The 26,376-nt window shown below is 66.3% G+C and carries 24 protein-coding genes; 10 read left to right on the top strand and 14 right to left on the bottom strand.

What is annotated here, in order from left to right; all coding sequences use genetic code 11:
* Positions 1 to 273: 273 nt before the first annotated feature.
* Together MNOD_RS38450 and MNOD_RS38445 are read right to left on the bottom strand one after the other, a co-directional pair.
* Positions 274 to 609 carry a hypothetical protein gene (locus MNOD_RS38450; protein ID WP_015934328.1) on the bottom strand — a complete coding sequence of 112 codons (336 nt, stop codon included), beginning with the start codon at positions 607 to 609 and terminating at the stop codon, positions 274 to 276.
* A gap of 22 nt (positions 610 to 631) precedes the next feature.
* Complete coding sequence (locus MNOD_RS38445; RefSeq protein ID WP_015934327.1) at positions 632 to 853, bottom strand: hypothetical protein; 222 nt, start codon at positions 851 to 853, stop codon at positions 632 to 634.
* A gap of 236 nt (positions 854 to 1,089) precedes the next feature.
* Here MNOD_RS38445 and MNOD_RS48535 point away from each other — a divergent pair, with 236 nt between their 5' ends.
* Positions 1,090 to 1,245: a hypothetical protein gene (locus MNOD_RS48535; RefSeq protein ID WP_015934326.1), complete on the top strand. Its 156-nt coding sequence runs from the start codon at positions 1,090 to 1,092 to the stop codon at positions 1,243 to 1,245.
* An 881-nt stretch (positions 1,246 to 2,126) separates the two neighbouring features.
* Here MNOD_RS48535 and MNOD_RS45030 read toward each other — a convergent pair.
* The 3 genes from MNOD_RS45030 to MNOD_RS38435 all read right to left on the bottom strand — a co-directional run bounded on the left by MNOD_RS45030 (position 2,127) and on the right by MNOD_RS38435 (position 3,680).
* A complete protein-coding gene (locus MNOD_RS45030; protein WP_015934324.1) occupies positions 2,127 to 2,474 on the bottom strand; it encodes a hypothetical protein in 348 nt (115 codons plus the stop codon).
* A 355-nt stretch (positions 2,475 to 2,829) separates the two neighbouring features.
* A complete protein-coding gene (locus tag MNOD_RS47600) occupies positions 2,830 to 2,994 on the bottom strand; it encodes a hypothetical protein (protein ID WP_015934323.1) in 165 nt (54 codons plus the stop codon).
* Between the two features lie 428 nt (positions 2,995 to 3,422).
* Entirely contained in the window at positions 3,423 to 3,680 is a 258-nt protein-coding gene (locus MNOD_RS38435) for a hypothetical protein (RefSeq protein ID WP_015934322.1), read from the bottom strand.
* A 236-nt stretch (positions 3,681 to 3,916) separates the two neighbouring features.
* Here MNOD_RS38435 and MNOD_RS38430 point away from each other — a divergent pair, with 236 nt between their 5' ends.
* Both MNOD_RS38430 and MNOD_RS38425 read left to right on the top strand, forming a co-directional pair.
* Positions 3,917 to 4,126, top strand: a complete 210-nt coding sequence (locus MNOD_RS38430) for a hypothetical protein (RefSeq protein ID WP_043753655.1) — start codon at positions 3,917 to 3,919, stop codon at positions 4,124 to 4,126.
* A 326-nt stretch (positions 4,127 to 4,452) separates the two neighbouring features.
* Positions 4,453 to 4,659 carry a hypothetical protein gene (locus tag MNOD_RS38425; protein WP_015934321.1) on the top strand — a complete coding sequence of 69 codons (207 nt, stop codon included), beginning with the start codon at positions 4,453 to 4,455 and terminating at the stop codon, positions 4,657 to 4,659.
* 824 nt (positions 4,660 to 5,483) lie between these two features.
* On the opposite strand, the gene MNOD_RS38420 is transcribed toward MNOD_RS38425, so the two are convergent.
* Both MNOD_RS38420 and MNOD_RS45015 read right to left on the bottom strand, forming a co-directional pair.
* Positions 5,484 to 6,026 (bottom strand): hypothetical protein, encoded by a 543-nt coding sequence (locus MNOD_RS38420; RefSeq protein ID WP_015934319.1) that lies wholly within the window; start codon positions 6,024 to 6,026, stop codon positions 5,484 to 5,486.
* Between the two features lie 218 nt (positions 6,027 to 6,244).
* Positions 6,245 to 7,249: a hypothetical protein gene (locus MNOD_RS45015; RefSeq protein ID WP_157091812.1), complete on the bottom strand. Its 1,005-nt coding sequence runs from the start codon at positions 7,247 to 7,249 to the stop codon at positions 6,245 to 6,247.
* Between the two features lie 320 nt (positions 7,250 to 7,569).
* Between MNOD_RS45015 and MNOD_RS38405 the strand changes: the two genes are divergently transcribed.
* Both MNOD_RS38405 and MNOD_RS38400 read left to right on the top strand, forming a co-directional pair.
* Positions 7,570 to 8,055: a hypothetical protein gene (locus MNOD_RS38405; RefSeq protein ID WP_157091811.1), complete on the top strand. Its 486-nt coding sequence runs from the start codon at positions 7,570 to 7,572 to the stop codon at positions 8,053 to 8,055.
* 106 nt (positions 8,056 to 8,161) lie between these two features.
* Positions 8,162 to 9,442, top strand: a complete 1,281-nt coding sequence (locus MNOD_RS38400; RefSeq protein ID WP_012631399.1) for an IS66-like element ISMno2 family transposase — start codon at positions 8,162 to 8,164, stop codon at positions 9,440 to 9,442.
* A 327-nt stretch (positions 9,443 to 9,769) separates the two neighbouring features.
* On the opposite strand, the gene MNOD_RS38390 is transcribed toward MNOD_RS38400, so the two are convergent.
* Together MNOD_RS38390 and MNOD_RS38385 are read right to left on the bottom strand one after the other, a co-directional pair.
* Positions 9,770 to 10,378 (bottom strand): NAD(P)-dependent oxidoreductase, encoded by a 609-nt coding sequence (locus MNOD_RS38390; protein WP_015934316.1) that lies wholly within the window; start codon positions 10,376 to 10,378, stop codon positions 9,770 to 9,772.
* Positions 10,379 to 10,410: 32 nt separating this feature from the next.
* Complete coding sequence (locus MNOD_RS38385; RefSeq protein WP_015934315.1) at positions 10,411 to 11,076, bottom strand: DsbA family protein; 666 nt, start codon at positions 11,074 to 11,076, stop codon at positions 10,411 to 10,413.
* A gap of 91 nt (positions 11,077 to 11,167) precedes the next feature.
* On the opposite strand from MNOD_RS38385, the gene MNOD_RS38380 reads away from it, so the two are divergent.
* Entirely contained in the window at positions 11,168 to 12,082 is a 915-nt protein-coding gene (locus MNOD_RS38380) for a LysR family transcriptional regulator (protein WP_015934314.1), read from the top strand.
* A 232-nt stretch (positions 12,083 to 12,314) separates the two neighbouring features.
* On the opposite strand, the gene MNOD_RS38375 is transcribed toward MNOD_RS38380, so the two are convergent.
* Complete coding sequence (locus MNOD_RS38375; protein ID WP_015934223.1) at positions 12,315 to 13,754, bottom strand: IS1182-like element ISMno15 family transposase; 1,440 nt, start codon at positions 13,752 to 13,754, stop codon at positions 12,315 to 12,317.
* A gap of 174 nt (positions 13,755 to 13,928) precedes the next feature.
* On the opposite strand from MNOD_RS38375, the gene MNOD_RS38370 reads away from it, so the two are divergent.
* The 3 genes from MNOD_RS38370 (at position 13,929) to MNOD_RS38360 (ending at position 16,309) form a co-directional block, all read left to right on the top strand.
* A complete protein-coding gene (locus MNOD_RS38370; RefSeq protein WP_015934313.1) occupies positions 13,929 to 14,141 on the top strand; it encodes a DUF2934 domain-containing protein in 213 nt (70 codons plus the stop codon).
* 122 nt (positions 14,142 to 14,263) lie between these two features.
* Positions 14,264 to 15,262: an alpha/beta fold hydrolase gene (locus tag MNOD_RS38365; RefSeq protein ID WP_015934312.1), complete on the top strand. Its 999-nt coding sequence runs from the start codon at positions 14,264 to 14,266 to the stop codon at positions 15,260 to 15,262.
* An 858-nt stretch (positions 15,263 to 16,120) separates the two neighbouring features.
* Positions 16,121 to 16,309 (top strand): SPW repeat protein, encoded by a 189-nt coding sequence (locus MNOD_RS38360; RefSeq protein WP_015934311.1) that lies wholly within the window; start codon positions 16,121 to 16,123, stop codon positions 16,307 to 16,309.
* Positions 16,310 to 16,549: 240 nt separating this feature from the next.
* Here the strand turns inward: MNOD_RS38360 and MNOD_RS38355 are convergent, their stop codons facing one another.
* The 4 genes from MNOD_RS38355 to MNOD_RS38340 all read right to left on the bottom strand — a co-directional run bounded on the left by MNOD_RS38355 (position 16,550) and on the right by MNOD_RS38340 (position 25,100).
* Positions 16,550 to 18,838 carry a glycoside hydrolase family 65 protein gene (locus MNOD_RS38355; RefSeq protein WP_015934309.1) on the bottom strand — a complete coding sequence of 763 codons (2,289 nt, stop codon included), beginning with the start codon at positions 18,836 to 18,838 and terminating at the stop codon, positions 16,550 to 16,552.
* Positions 18,835 to 19,563: an HAD family hydrolase gene (locus MNOD_RS38350; RefSeq protein WP_015934308.1), complete on the bottom strand. Its 729-nt coding sequence runs from the start codon at positions 19,561 to 19,563 to the stop codon at positions 18,835 to 18,837. The genes MNOD_RS38355 and MNOD_RS38350 overlap by 4 nt, the downstream gene beginning before the upstream one ends.
* A 192-nt stretch (positions 19,564 to 19,755) precedes the next feature.
* Complete coding sequence (locus MNOD_RS38345; protein WP_015934307.1) at positions 19,756 to 22,638, bottom strand: cation-translocating P-type ATPase; 2,883 nt, start codon at positions 22,636 to 22,638, stop codon at positions 19,756 to 19,758.
* A 131-nt stretch (positions 22,639 to 22,769) separates the two neighbouring features.
* Positions 22,770 to 25,100, bottom strand: coding sequence for a heavy metal translocating P-type ATPase (locus MNOD_RS38340; protein ID WP_043753642.1), 2,331 nt, complete (start codon positions 25,098 to 25,100; stop codon positions 22,770 to 22,772).
* Positions 25,101 to 25,494: 394 nt separating this feature from the next.
* Between MNOD_RS38340 and MNOD_RS38335 the strand changes: the two genes are divergently transcribed.
* Positions 25,495 to 26,337: a universal stress protein gene (locus tag MNOD_RS38335; protein ID WP_015934305.1), complete on the top strand. Its 843-nt coding sequence runs from the start codon at positions 25,495 to 25,497 to the stop codon at positions 26,335 to 26,337.
* Positions 26,338 to 26,376: the final 39 nt, after the last annotated feature.

The raw sequence follows: 26,376 nt of genomic DNA, 5'->3' as shown, positions 1-26,376 counted from the left end.
AATCGTGGAGGCGGCCCGCCTCGGCCTCCGACCAGGAAGCCCGCCACGGCCTCGGGGCAGGCCGGCAGGGAGCGGAAGCCGTAGCGCGAGCACCAAGCCTCGAACACCGCAGCGTCGCCCCAGTAGCCCGCATGGTCGCATCCGCCTTGCTGGCGCGCTGATAGGCGTGGACGAGGGCCGCGGCCTCCACCGGCAGGGTGCCCTCATCCGGTAAGGGCGCCACCGTCGCGCGCTCCGGTGCCGGCAGGGCGAGGCGATCAGGGATCATCGGCATCACGCGTCCGCCCGCTCCACCAGCCGGTCGACGATCAGGGTGAGGGTATCGAGCCGGCGGGCCTCGCTCACATCGGACGCGATCGCGGCCAGGACCTTCGGGTCGCGCGGGATCTGCAGCCTGACCTGCGTGCGCACTGCACTCAGGAACCACGCGCCTTGGATCTTGCTCGGGAGTGCCCTCGCCCGCGCTCGGACCTCCGCGAGGTAGGTGTCGACACTCGCCGCGATATCGACGCTCGGCTGCGCCCGGTGCTGGGCGGCGAGTTCGAGCGCCCAGTTCACGTAGTGACCGATGAGGCCGGGAGAGACGGCGAGCGGATCGGGAGGGGGCATGCTGGAACCCTCGCGTAGGAGGTCAGGGGTTCTCCCGGCCGACCTGCCGGGTCAGGCGCTCGCGCCAGTTCTCGGGCAGGTCGACCCCCTTCATCCGCATCCGGGCTTCGACGGCGGCGAGCACGCGCTGCCAGTGCTCGGCCGGGAGCCCGGTGAGGTCGCGCCCGAAGCCGAGATTATGCGCGGCGGTGTCGGCGGCGTCCCGCCAATCCCGCGGCAGGGGCGACCCAAACTCCTCCGCCATGCGCCGCTCCGAAACCAGCGGGAACACCCGTTCTCGAAAGTTACGGCCGGTCACATGCGCGGGCAACAGCCCAGGCTGGCGCGGCGCCCGGTGGGTGGCCCGACCGGGTCGGCGGAGGGGACAGAGGGCCGGTCATACCAATGCTGCATGCCAGCCATCTGGTATTCCACATTCCAAAGCGCATTGTGCATTGCCATAGATGGTGCATCGCACAACGCCACACGGAACCGCCGCAGATGACCGCTCTCGTCCTCCTCAGCCTCGTCGCCGCCGCTGCCGTGAACGCGTCGCTCGTCCTGGGCGTTGCGGACCGGCTGACCCCGAAGGCTTCTGCGTCCACGCTGGTCGCCAGCAACGAGAACGAGATCCTGACCGCGAAGCTGGCTGCCTAAGCGGTTCCGCATCGGCTCAGCCCATCAACCCCGCCCAGCACGGCTGCGAGCGGGGTTTTGTTTTGCCTGCCGTCACCTCTTTCCAACCGCCACGTTTTCGCTAGGCTCCGGCTAAGCTGAGTTGCGGAGGGCCATTCCCATGAGCCTAGCAAGCACGCGGCGGGCGAAGCTCTCCGAGAGGCGCCCAGCACAAGGCGAGAGTGGTCATCGGGCATCCCTCGCCGCCTACAAGCTGCTGAGCGTGCCGCCGGCCGACCGCAGCCTTACTCCTCAAGAGCTGATCGCGATGGCGCGTGCGGCGCGGGCACGGACGAGCTGGCATTGACACAGCAGTGGGCCGGCGGCCGGGCCGACAGGTCGATCAACCCGGCCGCCAGCTACAGCGACCACTCCGCCTGGCCCTCGTGGCGGTCTGCCGGCCGCTGCCTTCGCCCGCTCTGGTACGCAACGCGAGCAGGCGGTCTCGGAAATTCAGGAGCGACGGCCCGGCGCTCTGCGAACGAGTTGATGCCGGGCCGCCGCCTTTGCCGGTTCGGGATCTCCGGGTCGGCTGTCGGCAGCCTGCGGCGGAATGGTTGACGAAATACTGCCTGCTGCCAACCGCCTGACAGGGTTCAGAACCTGCCCTGGCTCACTCGTGGATGCCGGGCCGCAGCGGCTGCGGTTGAAAGCCTCTCTAGCTCTCAGCCTTGCTTCAAGCGCAAGGGCCGCCCTCTCGGCGGGACCTGCTGGCGGAGAGCGGAGAGGGTGTCCCTGTGGCTCGCGGTGGTGAGTGGTCAGCCACGCAAGTGGCGAGGGTCCGCAATAAGATCGGTGGTGGGTCTCAGTGAGATGCACAGAGAAACGCCGGCCGAGGAGAGAGCCCGGACCGGCGCCTTCCGCTAATAAGGTGTCGGAGAGCCTGAAAGGTACTCGCTCGGATCAATGTCGAAGAGCGATGCAGCAGGGCCCGTCAGCTGGTCTGTGTGCTGGTAACTGCTGGAGTTGAAGTGGAGGACACCAACGTCTGTATGAGCCACAGCATTCAAGGTGTTGAAGCTTGGGTTATCATGCAGAATGAAGTTCACGGTCGCCTGAAAGCCTTCGTCAGTCGTGATCTGGCCCTGACCAACGGCATGAAATTGCGTCCCCGTGAGAACATTCAGATGAGCATCGGGCCCAAGGATATAATCGGTGACATTTGATGGAGAAGTAAAGTTCGTATCGTTGATGACGTTAGCGCGTGGCATGTCCATCATCTCCCTTATTGTTCGCCAGACGATAGGAGGTCGCCATCGAAACATGCAGCAATCGTGCATCCTGGATTGCCGACAAGCTTAGCGCCTACTTACCATCCAGGCAGCACATATTTCATCACATCGCCCTATGCTATGCAACGCTCATTTGAACCACACCAGCATCGTCAGCCCTCTTGCTGCTGCTCTCGTACGTGGCTCGATTGTGCTGGCATTCGGGCTACAGAGACTGAGCCCGCCAGCTTTGGCCGTGCAGGTCCCTTTCTTTTCTGAGCAGGCAGCCGCCGCTCCGGTGGTCTGCGCTGCTGACCCTGTCGGCCGGCGTGCACTCTCGGGTGCTGTCAGGTCCTCAGTTCAGGCGCGAGCGGAGTTGCTCAAGCGCTTCGATTGTGCCGGTCCCGTCCAGAATGGCGAAATACGCCCCGATCACAAGGAGCGTGAGGTTCACGACGATAAGACTGATGGCTCCGGCGCGACTAAAGCCCTGCTCGCGAAGGTGGTGGTAGAGGATCATCTCCTGCTCGGTGTGAGAACTGGTCCGGGTTGGAGAGCGGCGGCCGGGCCGGCGGGTTCAGACCACCCGGCCACCGATCATGGCACCCCGCCAGATCGGGAGATGGAGGAGCCATGATGGGGCAGGCCTATTTTGCCGCGCCAAGCAGGTTCAATAACAAATGAAAGCGCCCGGCCGGGGGTCTAGACCCGCCAAGTGTTCGCTTTGGAGCGACGGCTCTTGACCACAGGTGCAGTCCATTCAGGACCGCGCTCTTATAGCGTGCACTCAGCATGCCTTTATAGCGCCACGGTCTCTGTGTGGCGCAGACCGCGCCGGCCGTCCTTCACACAGGTTGAGCGGAACGGCAAAGGGCGGCGCTCACGTGCTTGTCAGGGGCAGGATCTCCCGGCCGTGCTCGTCGTAGGCTCGGCGGGGATTGCGACGTCTCATGTGGGCCTCGCCAGCAGCATCGAGGTCCGAACCAGAAGCCGCCGTGTGCTCTCTTCGAAGCTCTGTTCCGCTGCCAAGCCCTTGGCGGTCGAGTAGGCTTGGACAGCCGCCGCGATGTCGATTGTGACCCCATTGCCGATCTCTCTCGGGCCCGACGTCGGATCGGAGAGGTAGGCTTCGACAGCAGCGTCGAGTTGGTCGAAAGTCACAACGTTGCGCACGATCAGCGTGCTGATGGTGGGGTGGTCAGGCATCCCAGAGAACTAGCGCCCGAACTCCCAGACGGGGATGCTCCATATGGGTATGGGCTAGAGGACGAGATGACGGACAGGGTTCCGCCTCATCCGGGACGGCAGGAATTCTCAACGGCTCCAGGACAGCAACAGGCCCGTTTGCTCGGGGCGACAGGAGGCGTCTCAATCGAAGCCTGATCTTCGCCCTCACAGGTGGCCCCGGAGGTGCCACACTGCCGTGTGGCCAAGTACACGACATGGTGCCCTGGATCGGTGACCTTCACGCAGCAGATGCAACCGGCGCGACGCGTGGCGTTCTCGCCTTGCACCATGGCATCGAGAAGCTTATCCGCCTCGACCTGAGCGTCTTGGATCGACGCACAGTCCGTGCTGACAGCGATCTGCACGTCAGCGTCTGCCTGCAGGACGAACAAGAACTTGGCCATTCATACCAACTGCGTGTTTAATGCACGTATTCGTAGGCATTAAATATGCCATAATTGTGACGTTTCCAGTCCAATCGGCTTGAATACCTGAGAATCTGGACAGTAGAACTTCTGGACGAGGCTCTGATCTTGCCGGGCGCCTGAGCCCAAGCTTCGCGAAGACGCTCTAGCCGCGGAACAGACCTCACCGCCCCTCGATTGACTCATCGGGCCACTCGACCGTCTCTTACCGGTGGCCCGTTGGCACTGCCGGCCGGATCCACGCATCTCCGGCCGGCTTCTTTCTTGTCCGGCGAGTGACAGCGCGGCGGCAGGTTCATAGGCTCGGGCGCCTGCGAGGAGCCCCCATGCCGGATCAGCAGCCCTTCGACATCGTGGCCGAGTTCAACGCCCTCCTCTTCGAGGCCGGCAGCATCTGGGACGTGATCGACAGGCGCCAGGGCAACAAAGTGACCCTGACCCTCCTGACGGAGCACGAGGCCCGCGTCATCTGCGAGGAGTGGAACCGGCAGGAAGGCCGGGAGCGGTTCAAGGTCGTGAAGCGGGCGGCCTGAGGGCCCCGGAACCATCGCGGGCCGCCGCGCGCTGGATATACGCAAGCGATACCTCGACGTCGGCCGGGTTCCCCCACCCGAGCCGGCGGCTTTGTGCCGGAGGCGTAGAGGCCCCCAGTGAACGTACGGGTTGCGCGAGGGGGGAACTGCCGGCAACGAGCGGTGATTGACCTGCAGGGTTGCGATCTTTCCATCGCACCCTTGCGCATACTTGGCACCCCTTGCGCATACCTTGAGTGCCGGCCGGACCTCCCGCGCCGGCGTTCCTTTGCCCGGCCTCTCCCTGGTCCAGGCCGACATCATTGCCGGCGACAACGTGATTTTGTCGCCGACAATCCCGGCTTCGGCGCGCTGAAGACGCTGCCGCCGGAGCACTGGCAGAAGGTCGTCGCCAGCCTGGAGGCCAGGCTACGAATGAAGGGGATTGCGCCGCCCCCCCGATCAGCCGGCGCTGCGCCGCCATTCGCCGCGATCGTGAAGCGGTACGCCACGGCGGCCGGCCTCGACGCCTCGTCGTTCGGGGCACACTCGCTGCGCGCCGCTACATCACCACGGCCGCGGAGCGTGGCGCCGACATGGCCCGCATCATGGACCAGAGCGGGCACCGCGATCCGCGGACCGTGGTGGGCTACATTCGGAGGGCTAGAGCGCTCCCCGCCAAGCTGGAGGCCGGTTCGGCGCAAGGGAGCGCATGAAATCAAGACCTTAGAGCCGTGATCCGACCCAACCGGAGCGGGCACGGCTCTAATGCCTTCAAGGGGCACTCAGGGGCGGGGTTTCTCTGATTGTCCGAAAGAGTTGCCGCGGGTCGGCACGGAAGTTCGCTACCGCCGCAGCATGGTCGGGCACATGCTCGTCATCCGGCCGAAAGCGTTGCTCGCGTCGTAGCCGCCCAGCTTCGGATTCCAGGGGTTTAGGAGCCACAGGCCGCTGATCGTGTGCCCGTCCTTAATCTCCACAGTGATCGCGACGGACCGAAGGTCGTAGAGGCGGCGCAGCAGCTCCAAGAACTCCTTCTCCTCGAAGTTTTTGCTGCTGCCAACGAGGATGGTCTCACCTATGATGCTGCCGCTGGTATTGAAGGTCTGGTCGCGGGTCCGGAGCTCGATCTGGGCGCTACGGATCTTCTTGAAGTCGGCATCGCCGAGCGATTTGGGTCTCAGCGAAAACCCGATGTGGAAGCCGTCGGCTCCGCAGGAGATCTCCATCATTGAGAGCGACATGGCGTCGTCGCCAAAATTTGCCGAAGCCGTTAGTTTCAGCCCGTCGTGCTTCAGCGTCCATCCGTCGTCACGGATGCTGTATTGTGCCGATACGGAGGACGTCATCCCAATAAACACTGTAAGCAACGTTGCCTTGAGCTTCATCTAGCCCTCTACGTGTATAGCTTCTCCGAACTCCTAGAGAGGCCCAGGATGGCGACCGCGTGCTCGTGGGCAACGTGCTCCGGCGCAACTTTCACTTCGTGGTGCCCGTCACTGCCGGCGTGGTGCTCCACGTCGACCAAGACCGCGGCGTGGTCGCCGACGACCTGCCGACGCTCCGCTCAATCGGCTTCGCCTACAGTCGCCTGTTCCGCCGTCGCTCAGAACCGATAGCCCACCGCGCCCATGATCTCCGTCGTGTAGGAGGTGCTGCTGGTGGTCTGGGCGACCAGCGAGGGCGGCAGGTTGATGTAGAGATTGCCCTCCACGCGAGCGAAGACCGGGCCGAAGTTGCGCTCAATACCGAGTCCGACGACGGCGTAGGGCGAGACCAGTGCGTCGGAGAGCTTGATGACCTGCCCGGTGCTCACGACGCCGCATCCAACCACCGAGGAGGATCGCGCGCCCCCCGGTGTCGTGGCTACGCTGACAGTCGGATCGACGCATGTGACAGTTCCGCGGTTGTCGCGGGTCGTGACAGAGCGCAGCACATCTGCACCGGCACCGAACCGGCCATAGAACAGCCAATCATCCCAGATGAGACCTGCTCGCACGGCAGCGTCCCCGCTCACGATGCGGTTCAAGACGGCGCTACTGATCACGTTCTGTGACAGCGCGAAGTTGCCGAAGGAGGTAGGCACAGCAGCGTTCGGCCCGCAGCACGAGGTCGCGAACACGAAGGGCAGTGGGCGTGACGGCGCGGTTGAAGAGACTGTTGCGGTCGTCTGCCCGAATGCTGCCCGGACCCGCCCCTCGGCGCCAATAAGCAAGTCGCCGAAGGTCCGATTGTAGCCCAAAGCGGCACCGACCCGAGCGTCTGATAGCGCCGAGAGGCGCGAGGTGTTCTGGGACAAGGTGCCAGGGACCCCAAACGGCTGGGGAGCCGGCTTGGCGTCCGGGCCAAAGCCATACCCGGCCAGGAAGGCGGCATAGGGCCCAGCGAACCCGTTCACCGGTTCTGGTGCGACAGTGGCCGGCGCCAGAACTGCCTCAGAGGACTTTGAGACTACAACCCGAGTCGGCTCTGCCGATGTGACTGCTGCTCCGCGCGCCCGGCGCATCGCCCGCAGCTCCGCGCGCGCGGCTTGTGCCTCGGCCCGATCGCGGCGGGATCGCTCCTCCAGCGCCTCGACACGTGCTTGGAGAGTCTGGATCATCGCGGCCATCTGCTCCGGCGTGGGGCTCTGCGCATGAGCTGTCCCGAGCACACCAACCCCAGCGCAGGCAGCAATGCCTGCTCCCAGCACACGTCCGATCATCGTCGCCCCTGACCTGTTACGGCCATCAAAGCCGCACAGCTGGGCCGAGAGTCGAGTGTATCGTTGCCACAGTGTGACGTGAAACACGCATCGTGTGAGTTCGGCTGCCCGGCAGCCATAACACCAAGGAGGACGGCTGGCGCCCGGTCGAGGTGATCGAGGCGAGGTTCGAGCCCCGGTACGAGCTTGAGGAGCTAGAAGACTTCGCGGCCCGGCAGAGCCCGGTCATGCACAGGCGTGCGCCGGAGGCCCGCAAGGCCCTCCCGAAGCTCGATGACAACCCGTTCACCCGGGTCGCCGCGCAGTTCGGGCTCAAGATGCCGATGGACATCAACGCCCGGCTCGCCGCGATGACCTACCAGGGCGCGGGCTCGGACAGCATTCACGCGACACAGCTTGAGGTGTCGGCGGCCCTGATCAACCGCGGCCACTCGATCGATGAGGCAACCGAGATCCTCCTGACCGCGACGAAGGCCGCGGCCGGTGACTACGGCGCGCGCTGGAACTGGACCCGCGAGGAGCGGGCGATCCGCAAGCACCCGGAGGTGCTCGAACAGGAGGCCGAGGAAGCCATGGACGAGGCCGACGAGGGCGACGACGCACACGAGAGCATCGAGACCGCCGAGGAGCGCGCAGAGGCCGCTGAGGCGGCCCGGGAGCAGCGCCAGGGCGGCCCAAGGTGCACAGCCTCGCGGCAGAGCGCGCGAAGGTAATTACCCACGGGGTGCGCGCGAGCGCGGCGTGACCCACAAGCGAGGCCGCTAGAGGGAGTTCGCCGCGCCTCTTGCCGGGAGGCGATTTGGCTGATTCCCTCGTGGGATGGGCCGCAGCGAGCTGGAACGCCTGAGCAAGCAGGAGCTGATCGAGCTGGTGCTGCGGCTGCAGCGCCCCGAGAAGACCTCGCGCACCTCGTCCAAGCCGCCCTCGACCGACCGCAAGGAGCGGCGCGAGCAGGCCAAGCCCGGCGGCGCCAAGCCGGGTCACGAGGGACATAGCCGAACGCTCAGCCCCGATCCCGACGAGATCGTCGCTCACCGCCCGGGTCACTGCCCCTGCTGCGGAGGTGTTCTGGCTCCGGATCTGCCGGCCGAGATCGTCAGCGTGTGCGAGCAGATCGACTTGCCCGCGGTGGCACCGATGGTCACCCAGCATCAACGGCTCGCCGTCCGCTGCCCGGCTTGTGGCACGCGCGTCGTCGCTCCAGTGCCGCAGGCCGCACGCGGCACGCCGTTCGGCCCGCGCCTGCACGCGGTGGCGGTGTATCTGAAGACCTTCCAGGCTCTGTCCTACGAGCGGCTGCAGGCCGCGTTGTCGGACCTGTTCGGGCTCACCTTGAGCCAGGGCGGGCTGATGAACCTGCTGCGTCGGGCCCAGAGGCAGTTCCGTGCCGATCGCGAAGCTGCGGTCTCGGCGCTGCGCCGGGCCGCGGTAGTCGCCTCGGATGAGACCGGCGTGCGCATCGAGGGCAGCAACTCGTATCATTGGGTGTTCCGCTCGGACGCAGCGGTCGTTCATCACGCGGCCTCGACGCGGGCCGCCGCGGTGGTGCACGCGATGATGGACGGACACCGGCCGTCCGTGTGGCTGTCGGACCGCTACACCGCCCAGCAGGGCCACGGTGAGCATCACCAGACCTGCCTGGCGCATTTGGCCCGTGACGTCGCCTACGCGGTCGAGGTCAGCGACGACCCCGTGCCGCTGCGCCTACAACTCTGGCTGGGAAGCGTGTTCAGCCTGGCCGAGCGCGTCACCGACCTGGCCGCCTCGACGCTCTCGGCCAAGCGCCGGGCCCTGGATCGGCAGCTGTCCGCCATCCTCGCTGCACCAAGCCGCTGCGATCTGACCCGCGCTCTGCAAGCCAAGATCGGCCGAGCCCGCGACCAGCTCCTGGTCTTCCTCGACCATCCCGGCCGCGTGGCGGTCACCAACAACGCTTGCGAGCGCGCGCTGCGCCCGGCAGTGGTGCAGCGGAAGGTGACGAACGGCTATCGGGCCATGTGGGCGGCCGCGGGTGAGGCGGACGTGCGCACCGTCGTCGACACGGCCCGCCTCTCGGGGGCCGGCACCTTCGCCACTATCCTCAACATCATCCGCGCCTGATCCTACCGCCACGGGCGTGGGTAATTACGCGCGAAGCGCAAGGCCAAGGGCGGGGGCGAGAAGAAGGAGAAGAAGCCCAAGGCGTCGATCCATCAGGCGCTCGGCGCGGGCGTGCTGGAGGCGATCAAGGGCCGCGGCGAGGCAATCATGTTCATCGCTCATCTGCATACTATATGCAGTGCACTCGACGAGCGTTGGAGAGTTTTTCAACAGCATCGATCCTTTCCGGACGTTCGGACCGTCAGCTTTGGGGCGAGACGGCCATCCATCACCTGCTGTCCTCGCCGCGAGGATCCGTCGAGCCGACCTCGGGGGCTCCGCGACCCCTCAGTAGCCCACGGTGAAGCGCTGGCGAACGTGGCGCGGCTGCTCGATCTCGTCGGCGAGCGCGATGGCATAGTCCTCGAACGAGATGATGCTGCCGTTCTCGTTGGTGAGCAGCTGATCCGTGCCGAGACGAAACCGGCCAGTCCGCTCGCCTGCAGTGAACAGCGCCGAAGGCGAGAGGAAGGTCCATTCCAGCGTGTCGTTGCGGCGCAGCCTTTCGAGGAAGGCGACGCCGCCCAGGGCCTCGTCGCGATATTGCGCCGGGAAATCAGGGGTGTTGACCAGCAGCTGACCCGGCGCGACCTCAAGGCTCCCGGCCCCGCCAACAACCAGATAGCGGCGCACACCCGCACCCTCGACGGCAGCGATGAGCTTGTCGGGATCGCTCGCCGAGAAGTGGACCGCGCTGATCACGGCGTCATTGCCGCGCAGGATCGCGGACAGCTTCGCCACATCCGCGATGTCGACTGCAGCCGCGGTGACGCCGGGAGCGGTGGGGATTTTGGAGGTATCGCGGGCAATGGCCGTGACCTGATGCCCGCGCCGGGACAGCTCCGCCAGAATACGCGAGCCTGCGTTACCTGAGGCGCCGATGAGTGCGATTTTCATGGAATGATCCTTTCGACGGGGAGGGTGTGTGATCAGGATGCGAGGGACGCTTGCTCGACGGCGGCGAGTATCGCGTCGCGGCCCGCGTAGAGGGTCTGCCCGCTGACCGCGTGAGCCTTGCCGCCCACACGGACGAGGAGCTGCGGCACGCCGCCTCCCGGTAGCCCATGCATCTCGGCCTGCGCGGCCGTGATCCGGTCAGCGACCCGCTCGGCGAGCGCGGCATCATTCCGGAGCCGGGCGCCGAGCCCGTCTGGATCGAGCTTCAGTCCGGCCTCGGTCGCCACCGCAATGGCAACCGGGACGACCTCCGCGACCTGCGACGTATCGCGGCCCTCGACGTAGCGGGCGCGCTGCGCCGCATGAAGGAAGCGCGGTTCGAGAGCGGCATCGGTCTCGCCCAAGGCGGCCAGCGCCAGCGTGAGCGGACCCGAGGTGAACACGCCGTCCGGGGCCTGCAGCACGTTGCGGTGGTACGCTTCGCTGAACGGCTGGCCGGTCAGCCCGCCGATGCGCTGATCGTTCCGCCACGCATGGTCCGCGATCGCGCTGACTGGGCGGGGCTCGAAGAACAGCCCCACGGGCATCATGCGCAGCTGGCTGCCGTGTCGTTCAGCAAGCGCCGCCAGCGCCTCTGCGCTGGCATAGCACCAGCCGCACAAGGGGTCGAAGTAGTAGCGGAGTTCGAGATCCGACATGGCCGTCCCTTTCGACAGCCGATTTAACGTTGCACGAAACGAACATATAGAGCCATTATGTAGACACACTGTTGCACGGATCGAGCGTTTGATGGATCGCCTTACCGCCGCACAGGTTTTCGTGGAGACGGTCGAGCGCGGAAGCGCGACGGCGGCTGCCGATGCGCTCGGCATGTCGCGGGCCATGGCGTCGCGCCATCTCGGCGCACTCGAGGATTGGACCGGGACGCGCCTGCTCCACCGGACCACCCGGCGGCTGAGCCTCACGTTGGCGGGCGAGCGCGTGCTCGAACTCTCGCGCGAGATGGTGCGCCTTGCCGCCAACCTTCACGCCGTCGCGGGTGAGGGTGACAGCCCGAATGGCCTGCTCAGGATCGCTGCCGCGACGATCCTAAGCGAGGAGCAGCTTACCCCGCTGCTGGCAGACTTCCTGCGGGCGCATCCCCGGCTCTCCATCGACCTGCGCGCCTCGGACCGGCCGGTCGATTTGGTCGAAGACCGGATCGACGTTGCGATCCGCATAGGCAACCAGCTCGACCTGGGCTGTGTCGCTCGGAAGCTTGGAGAATGCCGCTCGGTCCTGTGCGCTTCGCCGCGCTACCTGGACGAACGCGGAACGCCGCTGCAGCCCTCTGAGCTGCACGCGCACGCCTGCCTCACCTACACCAACTTCGGCGCAGCCGAGTGGACGCTACAGGCTGGCGGCGAGAGTGTAACCGTGAAAGCGAACGGTCCTTTCCGCACGAACGAGGCCCTTGCCCTCAGGCGAGCGGCGCTCGCAGGCCTCGGGATCGCCATGCTCCCGGACTTCGCCGTAGTGGGCCACTTGGCCAGCGGTGCCCTCCGGGTCGTGCTTCCAGCCTGGAGGCCACCACCTCACCCCATCCACGCCCTCTATCTGTCGCGGGTCCATCTCCCGGCGGCCGCACGCGCCTTCATCGATTACCTGGCGAGGCGGTTGCTCCAGGAGGGTGCTGGCACCGCAGGCCAGGGACGCGCGGGGTGATGTTTTCCAGCGCAGAGCTGCGCCCGGAATGTCCGCTTGTGGGCCCAGCAGCAACGGCCGGTACCCACCTTGAGCGGCCATTCGGGCTCGCGGTCGTTTATGGGTATACCCATCCTGGACGCGGCGGTGAGACGCTTTTTGCGTCTCGTATGGGTGCAGGCTGTGTGAGAACGCGGGTTTTGTCGACGTGGCTCATGGGTGAGCCTTGGCGGCGGGCTCGCGCGTACGGGGCTTAGGCCCGGATCGCCGTGATCAGCGCTCCGACCCCGAAGATCTGGATCATCCGCTTCATGTTGTAGGCGAGAACCTGGAGGCTCATCTCGGTTCTGACCTTCGCTAGCGTTCGGGTCAGGAAGTGCGTAGCCCCCATCCAGGCCTTCAGCGTGCCGAATGGGTGCTCCACGGTCTGGCGGCGGACCTTCATCGCGTCCGGCATCCCATCAAGCCTCGCCTGCATCGCATCGAGCACGCCCTCGTGCACCCACCGCTTGATCCGCCGCGCCGCCTCCGTCGTGCAGCGAGGCTTGAGCGCGCAGGCCGGGCACGCCGTCCGGTTGCGATAATGGTCGATCTCGTCCCGACGATCGGATCGGGCGGGGGCCTTCGTCAGATGCTGACCGGCAGGACAGGTGTAGTGGTCCTTCTGAGCGTCGTAGATGAAGTCCTGCCCGGTGAAGAGCCCGCGTTTGACGTTGCCCGAAGTCAAGGTTTTGGGCACGCACGGCAGCACTCCGGTGCCCTCGCAGACCAGCACCTGATCGCCGTTGAGGTAGCCCCGGTCGGCCAGCACCGTAATCGGCTCGCAGCCGGTCGCCTCCTGCGCCAGGACCCCCATCGGGGCGAGCTGGGCCCGATCGCTGCCGACGTTGGTCACGGCGTGAGCCACGATCAGGTGGTGCTCGACATCGACCGCCGCCTGAACGTTGTAGCCGACGAGACCGGTTCCCTTGCCGCGGGTGGCCAGCGAGCGCGCGTCGGGATCGGTCAGCGCGACCTGCTGGTCGGGCGCCTCCTCGACCCGCTGCCGCATCGCCTGCAGATCCTGCATCTGCTCGCGCAGGGCTGCGATCTTCTCGGTGAGCCGTGCGGTCCGAGCCTCGGCCACATCGCTTGGCTCGCGGTCGGCCCGGTCCAGGGCGGCGAGGTAGCGGGCGACGCTCGCCTCGACCTGGGCCACACGGGCCTCGAGCTTGGCCACCGTGAAGTTCTTGTCGCGGTTGTTGACGGCCTTGAACTTGCTGCCATCGACCGCGACGATGGCCTTGCTGAACAGGTTCAGCCGACGGCACAGGACGACGAATTGCGCGCAGGTGGCCTGGATCGCGGGTCCATTGTTCTTGCGGAAGTCGGCCAGGGTCTTGAAGTCCGGCATCAGCCGGCCGGTCAGCCAGATCAGCTCGAGGTTGCGCGGGCTCTCGCGTTCCAAGCGGCGGCTCGACGGGATGCGGTTGAGGTAGCCGTACAGGTAGAGCTTGAGCAGCGTCGCCGGATCGTAGGCCGGACGGCCGGTCGCCTCCGGCACAGCTCCCGCACAGCCGAGAGCGGCGAGGTCGAGTTCGTCAACGAACGCCTCGGCGAGGCGGACCGGATTGTCCGCGGCGACGTAGTCGTCCAGGCAATCGGGAAGGAGCGTGACCTGCTGACGATCCTCACCTGCGATGAAGCGGGTCATCCCGACCTCCTCAGAGCGGTGACAAGCTTAGCAGATCAGGCGTTCTCACACAGCCTCGTGCAATGGCTGACCTTGCAGCCGGTAGAAACCAGCAGATTGGTGCTTGAGGGCCGCTGTGGTCATCCACCCCGCCTGATGGGCCCCTCTGATCGGCTCAAGAAGGAGCAACAACCGATGGAAGCTCCAGACGAGATCACGCCCGAGCAGATCCGCGAGCGCGCCTACGACCTCTGGGAGCGCAACCACCGGCCCGAGGGCTTCGAGATGCAGTTCTGGCTCATGGCCGAGCGGGAACTCAAGGCCGAGCGTGACAGGAAGCAGGCGCGGGTGAGGGCCGATGCGGCCAAGAGCCCGCCCACCGCGCCCGCGGTTCATGGGCGGGAGTAGGACCAGCACTCGCCATCGGGCGTGTCTGACGCTGCTCGCCCGCAAGGGCTTCTGCCGTCACCGTCCTCTCGGAACAAATCGCAGAACTTCGGCTTGACCCCGCTCGGACCAAGCGAGGATGTATGCACACCGACAGCACCCCCATCACGAAGCCGCACACCAACCGCCGGAAGTGGTTAGCTCCCGCCCTGATCGGGTCAGCGGCTGCCCTCGGCGCCTCGGCGCTGTACGCGGTCGCGAAAGCCCGGGAAGCCGAGCGGCGCCACCCGCCGGTCGGCCGCTTCATGACAGTTGATGGTGTGTGCCTGCACTACATGGAACGTGGGCGGGGCGAGCCCTTGGTGCTCATCCACGGCAACGGCACCCTGATCCAGGATTTCCTCGTCAGCGGCATCGTCGAGGAGCTCGCCAAACGTCACCGCGTCATCCTCATCGACCGGCCCGGCTACGGCTACAGCGCGCGCCCGCGGGCTCTCTGGACACCCAGGGCACACGCGACGCTGTTCCAGAAGGCGCTGGAGCGTCTTGGTGTGTCGCAGGCCGTTGTGCTCGGGCACTCGTGGGGCAGCTTGGTCGCTGTCGCCCTGGCGCTGCAGGCGCCGCAGCTCGTGCGCAGCCTCGTGCTCGCCTCGGGCTACTACTACCCGACGCTGCGGGCCGATGTGGCTGTGTTCTCGCCGCCGGCGATCCCGGTGCTCGGGGATGCGCTGCGCTACACTGTGTCGCCGCTGCTCTCTCGGCTCATCCTGCCGGGCTTGATCAAGGCCATGTTCGCGCCCGCTGACGTGCCGGAGCGCTTCGACGAGCAGATGCCGAAAGAGCTGATGCTCCGCCCCTCTCAGCTCCGCGCTGCGGCCGAGGATGCGGCGCTGATGACGCCCGTCACCATAGAGCTTCGGGAGCACTACCGCGACTTGAAGCTGCCGGTGGTGATCATCACGGGCGCGGACGACCAGATCGCGGATGTCGCGCGTCAGTCGGAGCGACTCCACCGCGAGTTGCCGCACAGCGAGTTTATCGTCGTTCCGGGACAGGGCCACATGATCCATCACTTGGCGCCAGATCAGGTCGTCAACGCCGTTGAGCGCGCGTCAGCGCGGTTTTACGCCAAGGCCGCCTGAGCGTGGGATGACACCTGGTTTGAGCTCCCGAAGGCCCAGCCGCTGGCTCGTGAAGGGCCGTGGGCCTTCATGTTCGGCCCGCCGCTTGGATGGGTCCTGTACTTCCCTGGGCAGCTTGTACATGGTCACGTTGCGAGGCGTGCAACATCCTGGATCAATGCCGCTAGTCTTGGTTCTGGACCAGCACGGCCGCCGCCTCGCTGCTGATCCGGTAACGCGGGTGAAGGCGCCGCGCCGGCCGGCGTGGTTGTCTGGCGCTCCTGCAATAGTGCCCTTCTCAGCCTGCCCGGCTCCCGCCGTGGCGCGCTTTTCTCGTCTGAGACGCGAGGGGCGATGGCCAGCCGGCGCTGATCCTCGGCGAGGTCTGCGCATGGCGCTGCGGCCATGGCGCCCCTCAGGAGGTCTCTCGTGCCCACGACCGGTGGGGGGCGGCCTGTCCGGAACCGGTCGTTTTCTGCGCACGTCCTGTTGCCGATAGTTCGCTCAAGCCTCAACCAGCAGGCGCGCGCTCCAGGCTGATCCACATCTGCCGAGGTTGGCGCCTCAGGATGCCGCCGCAGCGATGACCGCCCTCCAGTCGAGCCGGAGCACGGGACGACAGCTTTTGCGGTGTAGCCACGGCGATCGATCATCAAACAGACCTGCGGCTGGATCGCTCGCTGCCGCCATGATCCTCGTCAGACGCCTCGCAAGATCGCTCTGAAACGAGGTCTAGCTTACGAAACTTTCGGCCAGGTTCTGCGTTTCGCGCGCGAGTGAGCATGCGCTCGCTAAGTGAAAGACAGGTGCTCAACGAGGCCTGTCTAATGCGGTGTTTCACGCGCAGCAATGACCTTTGCTTTCTGAAGGAGGGTCATCATGACGAACGATAGAACACAGGCTCGGCTTCTGCCGTCCATTGTACGACTCAGCCTGGGCGCGCTCCTGATCATCTCGCCTTGGGTCTGGGGGTACGCCCAGCAGAGGATGCCGGCCGCAAGCGCCATCCTCAGCGGCACCATTATCGCTCGCCTCGGCTTGTCGGGTAACAGCCGGCTGCGCGAGTAAGCGTTCGGCGGCGCCATTCGCTTGATCCTGCAGGATGCGCGCGTCCGCTGCTTGATGAGCCACTGACGCGCAGACGGCGATCGTCCGCAAAGGCGCTGAGGAAGGTGGGTTGGCCCACATGCGGCTGCATGCATGGAGGTGGAAGGGAGCCTTCCCGGGGGTCGGGCAGCACGAACCCGCGAGGCCCGTTTCCCTGCCCGACATTCACCACGACGCCGTCTTCGCGGACCCGTACAATCTCTAAGGATCGAGCGGCACGGCGAGGGCTTCGTCGGCTGAAACCAGATACCGGCTTCCCCGCACGTAAACCGGCATGCCGGAGCCCGTCTCAAGGGCCACTCTGAAAACCCGCGCAGCAGGATCGATGGTGACGATCAGGTGCCGTCCTCTCCAGTGGAGGCGGAATTCGAGGCTGCGCCAAGCCTCAGGGAGTTGCGGGTCGAAGGCCAAGCCATCGGGGCGCAGCGACAGCCCGGCAATTCCGAAGATCGCGATCAGCCACACACCGCCAAGAGCCGCAATGTGAATACCGCCACTGATCGCCACATGAGTATCGGCAAGATCGATGGCTGCACTCTGGCGGAAGTATTGCAGCGCCGTCTCGGAGCGCCCGAGTCGTGCCGCAGCGATACCGTGCATGGCCCGGCTCAGCGAACTGCCGTGCCCGCACCGCGGTTCGTAATGGTCGAAGTTCGTTTCTGCGGCCCTCCCGGCGAACACCTCCGGCAGCAGCGCGAGGAGGGCGACCACATCGGCTTGCTTGATCACCTGCGTCAGTTGTGTCCGTTCGCGTCCGAGCACCACATCCATCGGAACCGAGCGTCCCGAATAGGCCGCCAGATCAATCTCCTCCAGGGCCGAGAAGCCCGCGAACTGCTCGAACAGGCCCGTTGCCGGGTCGAAACCGGTCACGATCGTCTGCGCAGCCTCGCGCCACTGAATCAACTCCGGTTCATCAAGACCGAGACGCTCTGATAAGCCGTCCCAGGTCTCGGGCCAAAGTTCTTGCAGCAGGGCTGCTACGTCGAGCCCCCGCTCGATGTTCCACCGGGCCATCATGTTGGTGAAGGCGTTGTCATCCACCGCCTCATGGTACTCGTCCGGCCCGATGATGCCGCGGATGTGGCGTAGGCCATCCGCCTCAGGTTCGGCTCGGGCTGCCCAAAACCGGGCCGTCTCCAGGATGATCTCGGCGCCTGCCTCCCGGAGGAAGGTCTCGTCCTCTGTCGCCCGCCAGTACTGCCAGACCGCATAGGCGACATCGGCGCTGATGTGCTGCTCTTGGCTACCGCAGAGAATGTCGAGGATCTTGCGGTCTGGGCCGACCGTTTGCTTAGGTGTGACTTCGTCCCCGATATCCGCAGATTCCCATGCATAGAGGGCTCCCCGCCAGCCCATCGCGGCAGCCTTGGCTCTAGCGGCATCCAACGTGCGAAAGCGGTACATCAGGAGCGTACGCGCCGCCTCCGGCCAGGTCAGCGTGTAGAAGGGCAGCAGGAAGATCTCGGTGTCCCAGAAGACATGGCCGCGGTAATCGTCGCCCGTGAGGGCGCGGGCCGCGACAGAGACCTGTGGGTCTGACGGGTTCACGGCTCCGTTCAGGTGGAAGATGGCGAACCGCAAGGCGGCCTGCGCAGCCGGGTCGCCCTCGACCCGGACGTCGCTGCAATGCCATCGTCCAGCCCAGGCCGCCTCATGCCGGGCGATGAGGCCTTGCCAGCCCAGCGTGCGTGCGGCGGCCAGTTCCTTGCGCGCCCTGGCGCCAGAGTGAACATCCACGGAATGGTGCCGCGTCACCGCGATGATGCGTTGGAAGCTTACGACCTGGCCCGGACTGGCTGTCCAACTCCAAGACCAGCTCAGGTCTCCGCGTGCAGTGGGCTGGCGCTCTGTGCCGTCGACCTGAAGCGAAGCCGCCGCCGCAATGGCAAGGCTCCTGCCGGACCGCCAAGTGCGCCAGGCCTTCAGATCGAGATCCGCTCGCTCCGGTGCGAGTTCGAAGTCTGTCGGTCCGAAGCTGGCTTCGAGCGTGAGGTCACTGACACCGTTCTCGATTTCCAGCTCGATCAACTGCATCCCAATGGCGCGTAAGTCCAACGAAACCAAGCGCAGCGTGCGGAGGCGAACATCGAGAGGGGCGTTGCAGGTTTGTCGCGCTTCCGTGAACAGCGTGCCGCGCCGCATGTCCAAGGTGAGCGCGCGCGAGGACCGGTTCGGGCAGCGCATCAGAGGACCGTCCGGCAGCAGGATGCGGACCTGCAGCCAGTCGGCGGCCGGCACGAGTTCCGGCACCGCACTGTCCGGGGTCGGCGTGTCGAACAGCCCGGCCACATAGGTGCGTGGCGGGATGGCCCGGCAGGCTCCGAGATGGGTCGCGAGCCCGCCCCGCACGCCCAGAAAGCCATTGCTGATGGCAAAGCGCGTCTCGAAGGTGCTTTCGCGCAGGAGTTCGTATCCTGTCTCGCGCAGGAGCCAGGACGGATCCGCGGTTGGTACGAGTGCCTGGGCTGTGGTGCCGGACACGATCATGCCGCTTCTCCGGAAGGCTGATGCAGGACGAGGTCGTCGATGCAGAGTTCGTCGAGGCTCGCCACGACGCGGTGGGCGCCGGCTGCCCACAATCCCGCTGCATCGCCGAGCCTGGCGACGCCAATCGCGGTCATATGGCCCGCGCGCGCGGCCTGGATGCCCGCAGGCGCATCCTCGAACACGATGCATCGCATCGGACCGACCTGCAATTCGGCGGCGGCCAGGAGGAAGATCTCCGGGTCGGGTTTGCCGTGCCGCAGGTCGCGACCGCAGACGGTCACCACGAAGGCATCGAGGAGCGTCCGGCCCTCGTGCAGGAGCACCAGCCGCATCATCCTCTCGGCATTCTTCGAGGATGAGGCTGCCGCCAACCGCCAGCCCCGCTCGGTGAGGGCTCGGACGAAGCGGAGGGCATCGGGAAATGCCGCGACGCCCTCGGCTGCGATGATCCTGTCCAGGCAACGCTGCTTTGCCTCGCCATATGCCGCCGCAAGGCGCTGCGCATCGGGTAAACCCAAGGCGGTCAGGCCCGCAAAGGCGCCGTCGAGCCGCGGCTTGCCGGCGACATAGGCCTGATACAGGGCGGTGGTGAAGCGCGATGGATCGGCGAAACCGCGGAGCGCCTCGCGCCACGCACGCTCGTGCGGGGAGGCAAGCAGGACACCATCGACGTCAAAGATGCAGGCCCTGTCGACGGCATCCGGCTTTGTCTTGGACGATGTCATCGTGACCTCCTCCAATGCGCGTGCTTGTCAATTGGCGATCCTTGTCCCTCTTCCCAACGCGGGCGTCCGGCTGACGAGAGCCGTGCCCGTTTCAACGGAAACGGGCACGGCTCCTAAGCCTTTTATTTTTCGTGCTCCCTCACGCCGAACCGGTATCCACTTCGGCGGGGAGCGCTCTAGTGTCGTCATCCTTCAGCTATTCATCGATCCTGCGCCCCTCAGTCGATCTGGTATGCAGCTGTGGCGCCTGTCCATCGCGCGGGTCACCACTTTACTCAGCTCGCGCAGTAACAGCACCGAGCTTGCGACAGCCGTACAGAACAACCAGTCACAGACGCTCAGGCTCACGGTCGAGAACGCCTTCTGAAGGAAGGGAATGTAGATGACCGCGATTTGCAGGAGGAGCGCCAATGCGATCGCGCCCCAGAGCCAGGCATTCCGATCAAGCCCCTCAAATGCGCTTCCCTCGTCCGAGCGCGCGTTGAACACGTTAAAAAGCTGAAACAACACGAGCGTCGTGAACGCCATCGTTTGGGCATAACGCAATGTGCCCGACCCTTCGACAAGCCCTCCGGGAAGAGAGGCATCGAGCACGAACAAGGTGCCGACCGCCGTCACCACACCAACAAAGATGATGCCTGCCCATGTCCGGGGGGTGAGTACTCCCTCTTCCCGCGGCCGAGGGGGCCGCCTCATCACCGCCGGATCCACAGGATCGACACCAAGGGCGAGAGCAGGTGCGCCGTCGGTGACGAAGTTGATCCAGAGGATCTGCGTGGCCAGCAGCGGAAGGACGACTTTGTCACCGCTCGCCCCGGATAGTCCGAGCGCCTCAATCAGCACGACTCCGAAGAACATGGTCATGACTTCACCGATGTTCGACGAAAGAAGGTATCGCAGAAACTTACGGATGTTCGAGAAGATTCCTCGGCCTTCCTCGACAGCTGCGACAATGGTTGCGAAGTTGTCGTCGGCAAGCACCATGTCGGCCGCTTCCTTGGACACATCGGTGCCGGTCATGCCCATGGCCACGCCGATATCAGCGGCTTTCAACGCGGGAGCATCATTCACTCCGTCTCCGGTCATGGCCACGGTCAGGCCGTTACGCTGCAGCGCCTGCACGATCCTCAGCTTGTGCTCGGGATTGACCCGCGCATAGACCGATACGTCGCGCACGGCATGGTCCAGCGCCTCGTCCGACATCCCTTCGAGTTGGGCACCCGTGACGGCGCGGGTGTCAGCCATGATGCCAAGTTCGACAGCGATCGCCGAAGCGGTTCTCGGATGATCGCCCGTGATCATGATGGGGCGAATGCCGGCCGCTCTCGCACGCGCGACCGCCTCACGTGCCTCCTCACGGGGCGGGTCGATCATGCCGATCAGGCCCAGGAAGACGAGATCCTGCTCGACGGCGTCGTCCGGAGCGGAGCTCCCGAAATTGTCCTTCGGGAGCGAGCGGGAGGCGACCGCGAGCGTCCGGAGTGCTTTGCCGGCCAGTTCCTCGTTCGTTGCCAAAATCTCGTTGCGACGCTCCTCCGTCAGCGCGCGCGGGTGCCGACCCACGAACTCGTGTGAACAGCGTGCGAGCAGAACATCCGGAGCGCCCTTCGTGGCGATGAAGACATGCTCTTGGTGTTCGGCATCGCTGTGAACCGTGCTCATCAGCTTGCGCTCGGATGAGAACGGAATCTCGGCTATGCGCACGAAGCGATTGCCGAGTGCCGCGGCCTCCAGGCCCGCCTTGCGCGCCGCAACGATCAGCGCACCTTCGGTCGGATCACCCTGCACGATCCAGCGCCCGTCGTGCTCCTGCAGGGCAGCATTGTTGGCCTGTTCAGCAGCGAAGAGAGCACACTCAACTTCGGACCGAAGCAATTCGTCGAGATCACCGCCATCGTCCCGGGTAAGCTGTCCCACGGGAGCGTAGCCGATACCGCTGACGGTGACGTGCCCGCTTGCCGTCGCGACGGCGCGCACGGTCATCTCGTTCTTGGTGAGCGTACCGGTCTTGTCGGTCGCGATGACTTCGGCCGAGCCGAGGGTCTCCACGGCCGCGAGGTGGCGCACGATGGCCTTCTTCTGGGCCATGCGTTGCACGCCCAGGGATAGCGCCGCGGTGACAATCGCCGGCAAACCTTCGGGAACCGCCGCGACCGCGAGCGCCACACCCAGGATGAGCACATCGAAGAGGGCGGAGACTCCCTGGATATCCTCGACGAAGAGGATCGCCGCGATCATCACGACGGCAATTGCAATGACGACGAGCCCGAGCAGCTTGCCAACGCGAGTGAGTTCCGTCTGCAGAGGCGTGGTCTCGTCCTGCGCAGCCCTCAGCATTCCCGCGATGCGCCCCATCTCGGTTCGCATTCCGGTTGCTGTCACGGCGGCCAGCCCACGCCCGTAGGTCACTGCAGTGCCGCTGTAGATCATGTTATGGCGGTCGCCGAGTTCCACCTCGCCAGTGACGGTCGCAGTGTCCTTGCGCACCGGCAGGCTCTCGCCTGTCAGGGCTGCTTCCGCGGTTTGCAGCGCGGTCGACTGGATGAGGCGTGCGTCGGCCGGAACGGTGTCGCCCTCTTCGAGAAGGATGATGTCACCCGGCACAAGTTCCGCTGCCGGAACGGTCTGGTGCACCGCGTCCCGAATGACCCTCGCCTGCGCGGCCGACATCTGCCGCAAGGCAGCGATGGCCTGCTCGGCACGTGCCTGCTGGCAGTAGCCCATCACCGCGTTGAGAAGCACGATGGCGAAGATCGCGATGGCTTCGTAGGGCAGAGCGGCATCGCGCTCGTACAGCCACAGCCCTGCGGAGACGACCGCAGCGACGAGGAGCAGCACGACGAGGACGTCCGTGAACTGGGCGAGGAACTTGCGCCATGCGGGCACGGGCTCTTCAGCGCGCAGTTCGTTCTTGCCGCAGCGCTCAAGGCGCGAGCGTGCTTCTCTCCGGCTCAGCCCAGCGCCTTTATCGACGCACAGGACCGTGAGGACCTCTTCCGTGCCGAGGCGATAGGGCTCTGCCGGTTGCTGCTCGAGATACTCGGTGCGGGCCTCCGGCGACCAGATCTCTGTCATTTCATTGCCCACCGAGGTGCTCAGTTGATCGGCCGGATTTGGACCGGGCGGAGTAAGAGGGCTTGCCCTAGCCCGGGGGGCCAGGATGACACCCGTAGTGTCAGCCGGCTTTAAGCCAAAGCCCGGCATTGTCAGGCAGGCGCCGCTTGGCTTTCGGGCCGGACGGCTTCGGTGCTGGCGAGGCCGTGGTACAGTTCGTCCTCCTGCGCAAAGTGGAGCCGCAGTATGGCGTCGAGCCCGTAGAGCACGCGCCGGAAGTCGTTCAGCGCAGGCAAGTCGATGCCTTCGGGTGGCAACTCCCCCACCATCCGGGTCAGCACGCTGCCCAGTTCCTGCACCTCGCGATGGGTTCGGTGCATCGCCGCGATCGGATCGTCGCCCCCGAGCGCCCGCTCGATGCGTGGATAGAGCTGAAGGTCATCCTCGCGCTCGTGCCGCAGAAGCCGTTCGCGCACGAGGTTCTCGACCTCCCTCAGCGCCACGGCCGCCTCGTCGGGCGGCAGTGTTGCCAGTTGGTCCGCGACCGCGCGCAGCCGGGCGAGAGGGCCGATGAGGCGCTCGTGCTCCTCCTTCAGGCGCGTGACCTCCGCAAGTGGAAGGCTGACCTGAGGACGCCCGGGAATGCGGACCCGCAGCACCCGGAGCGCGTTGAAAATGGCGGCGACGTCGATGGCCTCCTGCAGCAGAGCTCCGGCCACGGGCGGAAGGAGCCCGAGAGCAGCCACGACCATGGCTGCGATGGACAGTCCCATGCCGATCCACACGCTCCGGAGGGCAATTCGACGGGCCCCTTGAGCGATGGCAAGCGCGTCTGCCAAGCGATCGAGACGGTCGACCAGGAGGACGACGGACGCTGCCTCCGACGAGGCACCCGAGCCGCGCGCGCCCATGGCGATCCCGATATCGGCGGCGGCCAGAGCGGGAGCGTCGTTCACGCCGTCACCGACCATGGCGCAGATCCCCTGCGTCTTCGCCTCGGCAATGGCCGCGAGCTTGTCCTGCGGCTGCTGCTCGGCCCGGACCTCGTCCACGCCGAGAGCTGATCCGATCCGCTCGGCGGCGTCGTGCCGGTCGCCGGTCAGCATGACCACACGGCCGATGCCGGCCCGGCGCAGCAGGCGCAGAGCCCGGGCGGAATCCGCGCGGATCTCGTCGGCGAGCAGGATTGCGCCCAGCATCCGGCCCTCCGCGGCGACGAAGACGCCCGTTGCCCCTTCATAGCCCATGCGCCTCAGGAAGCGCCCGCTCCAATCGGACTGCCCGGCCCGGGCCGAGACGTAGGCGTAGCTCCCCACCGAAACGCACCGGCCCTCCAGGTTGCCTGTCAGACCCGCACCGGGCTCCTCTTCCACATTCGTCGGGAGGCACAACTCCAAGCCGCGGCGACGGGCCGCCGCGACAACAGCCTCGGCGATCACGTGCTGGGAGAGTTGGTCGAGGCTCGCAGCGACCCGCAGGACCTCGTCGCTCGCCACTCCCGTCTCCGTCTCGACGGCAACCACCCGGGCTTGGCCGCCGGTCAGCGTACCGGTCTTATCCAGGTACAGCGTCCGCAACCGCGCCAGTTGCTCCAGCGCACCGCCGCCCTTGACCAGCACGCCACGTCCGGCGCAACGCGACAGGCCCGAGACAATGGCGACGGGCACAGCGAGGATCAGCGGACAGGGCGTGGCAACGACCAGGACGGCGAGACCACGCACCGGGTCTCCGCTCCAGGCCCAGGCAGCGCCGGCGAGGGCGATCGCCAGCGGCGTGAACACGAAGGCGGCTCGATCGGCGAGGCGGGCCGACGGCGCTTTGGCTTCCTGCGCGGCTTGGACGAGGCGGACAATGCCGGCGAAGGTGCTGTCGGCCGCGCTGGACGTTGCGGCCATGTCGAACGGGGCGCCGGCATTGATGCTGCCGCTGCGCAGACGCTCGCTCCGGGCCCGCGTCACAGGCAGCGACTCACCCGTCAGAGCCGCCTCGTCGAGCACGGCCGTGCCTCCGCTCACGATGCCGTCGACGGGAACTGTCTCTCCCGCTCGCACGAGGAGGCGGTCCCCGGCTCGCACGCTCTCGAGCGGCACGGCCTTGAGCTGCTCTGCCTCGTAGAGGTTTGCCGTTCTCGGCACGCGAGCGAGGAGTGCGGACATTTCCCGGCGCGCCCGCGCATCGGCGAAATCCTCCAGTGCCCGGCCGCCCGAGAGCATCAGTCCGATGACGGCTGCGGCGACGTACTCGTGAAGCAGGAGGGCCCCGCCGATGGAGACGAGTGCGATGATGTCGAGCCCAACCTCTCGCCGCAGCAGGCTCGCGGCGCTGTCGGCTAGGACGGCGACGAGCACCGGCACGGTACCGGCCAGGAACAGCCAGGCTGCCCAGTCATCCTGGTGCAGCCCTCGTGCCACCAGTCCGGCGGCCAGTCCCGCAAGAGCGAAGGCCAGCAGTGCGAGATCCAGGATGCGCTTGTGCTCGGCCATGACCGGAGTTGGCTCCGCCTGACGGATGATCCCTGACCGCCCCCGCATCACCTCTTCCAGGCGCAAGTCCAGCGGCATCAATGCATCGCCGCCTTCCGCCACTGGCCTGCCGCTCCGATCGGGCTCCTTGCGGCAAACGTTAGGAGCTGCGATCGAAACGCAGCTTGATCTGGATCAGATCGCCGCCCCGGGCTCTTTGCTTCTGACGGATGCCTGGCTCCGGTCGGTTCGCACGTGTCTGGGCTGGGCGGACACGCGATAGCCACACTGCAACCCCTGTTTGGTGGGGCTTGCGCAGGATCAATGCCCGGCGCCGCGGACACGGCATCATCGCGGTCGGTGCGGGATATGGGCCCGTCGGAACGGGCGCCGTGCTGGGGAAGGCAGCGTCGCGATGATTGCATCGATCAAGAGCGTCCTCATCGGAGTGACGGAGGCCATCGGCACACAGGAACCCTCGGCGGCGCTCGCCTATGGCTTCTCCCTGGCTCTGCAGGCCGAGGCCCACGTCACCGTGCATGCGATGACGGTGGACATCGTCGTGCCGAATGCCTGGATCAGCGGCTTTGCGGCCTCGCTGGTGGCCGCCGAGAACCGCCGGCTGCGCAGCCTCGCCGCGGCGGCGGCGGAGCGGGCGCGGGCCGACGCGTCGGCGGCTGGCCTGCGCTGCACCACACGGGCGCGGCACCTCACCGCGAACGAGCTCTTCGGGAGCCTCGCCGCCCAGGCGCGCATCCACGACGTCACCGTGCTCGATGCGGAGCCGAATTTCGTTGCGGCGCGGCGCGGCCTGATCGAGGATCTGATCCTCTATTGCGGCCGCCCCCTGCTGGTCGTCCCGCCCGCCGCGGAGGCGTTCACGGCGGAGCGGATCGTGGTCGCCTGGGACGGCAGCGCCCCCGCGGCGCGCGCGGTCGGCGATGCGCTGCCCTTCCTGCGTGGGGCCCGCGAGGTCCACGTCGTGACGGTCACCGGAGAGAAGGACCTCTCGGAGACGGTTCCCGGCGCCGAACTCGGCCCCTATCTCGCGCGCCACGGCGTGCCCGTCACGGTCGTGGATCTGCCCATGGAGGAGGGGAGCGTCGCCGAGACGCTGCGGCGCCATGCGATCCTGTCCCGCGCCGACCTGATGGTGGCGGGAGGCTTCGTGCATGCCCGCCTGCGCGAGATGGTGCTCGGCGGGGTGACGGAGGCGCTCCTCACCGCCTGCCCGGTCCCCCTGCTCCTCTCGCACTGAGGTGCCCGATCGCCGCGGACGGTGATCCATCAAGACGGA

Source organism: Methylobacterium nodulans ORS 2060 (assembly GCF_000022085.1).
Taxonomy (GTDB): domain Bacteria; phylum Pseudomonadota; class Alphaproteobacteria; order Rhizobiales; family Beijerinckiaceae; genus Methylobacterium; species Methylobacterium nodulans.
Note: the sequence above shows the minus strand (reverse complement) of the source record. Positions and strands in the feature narration are given on the sequence as shown.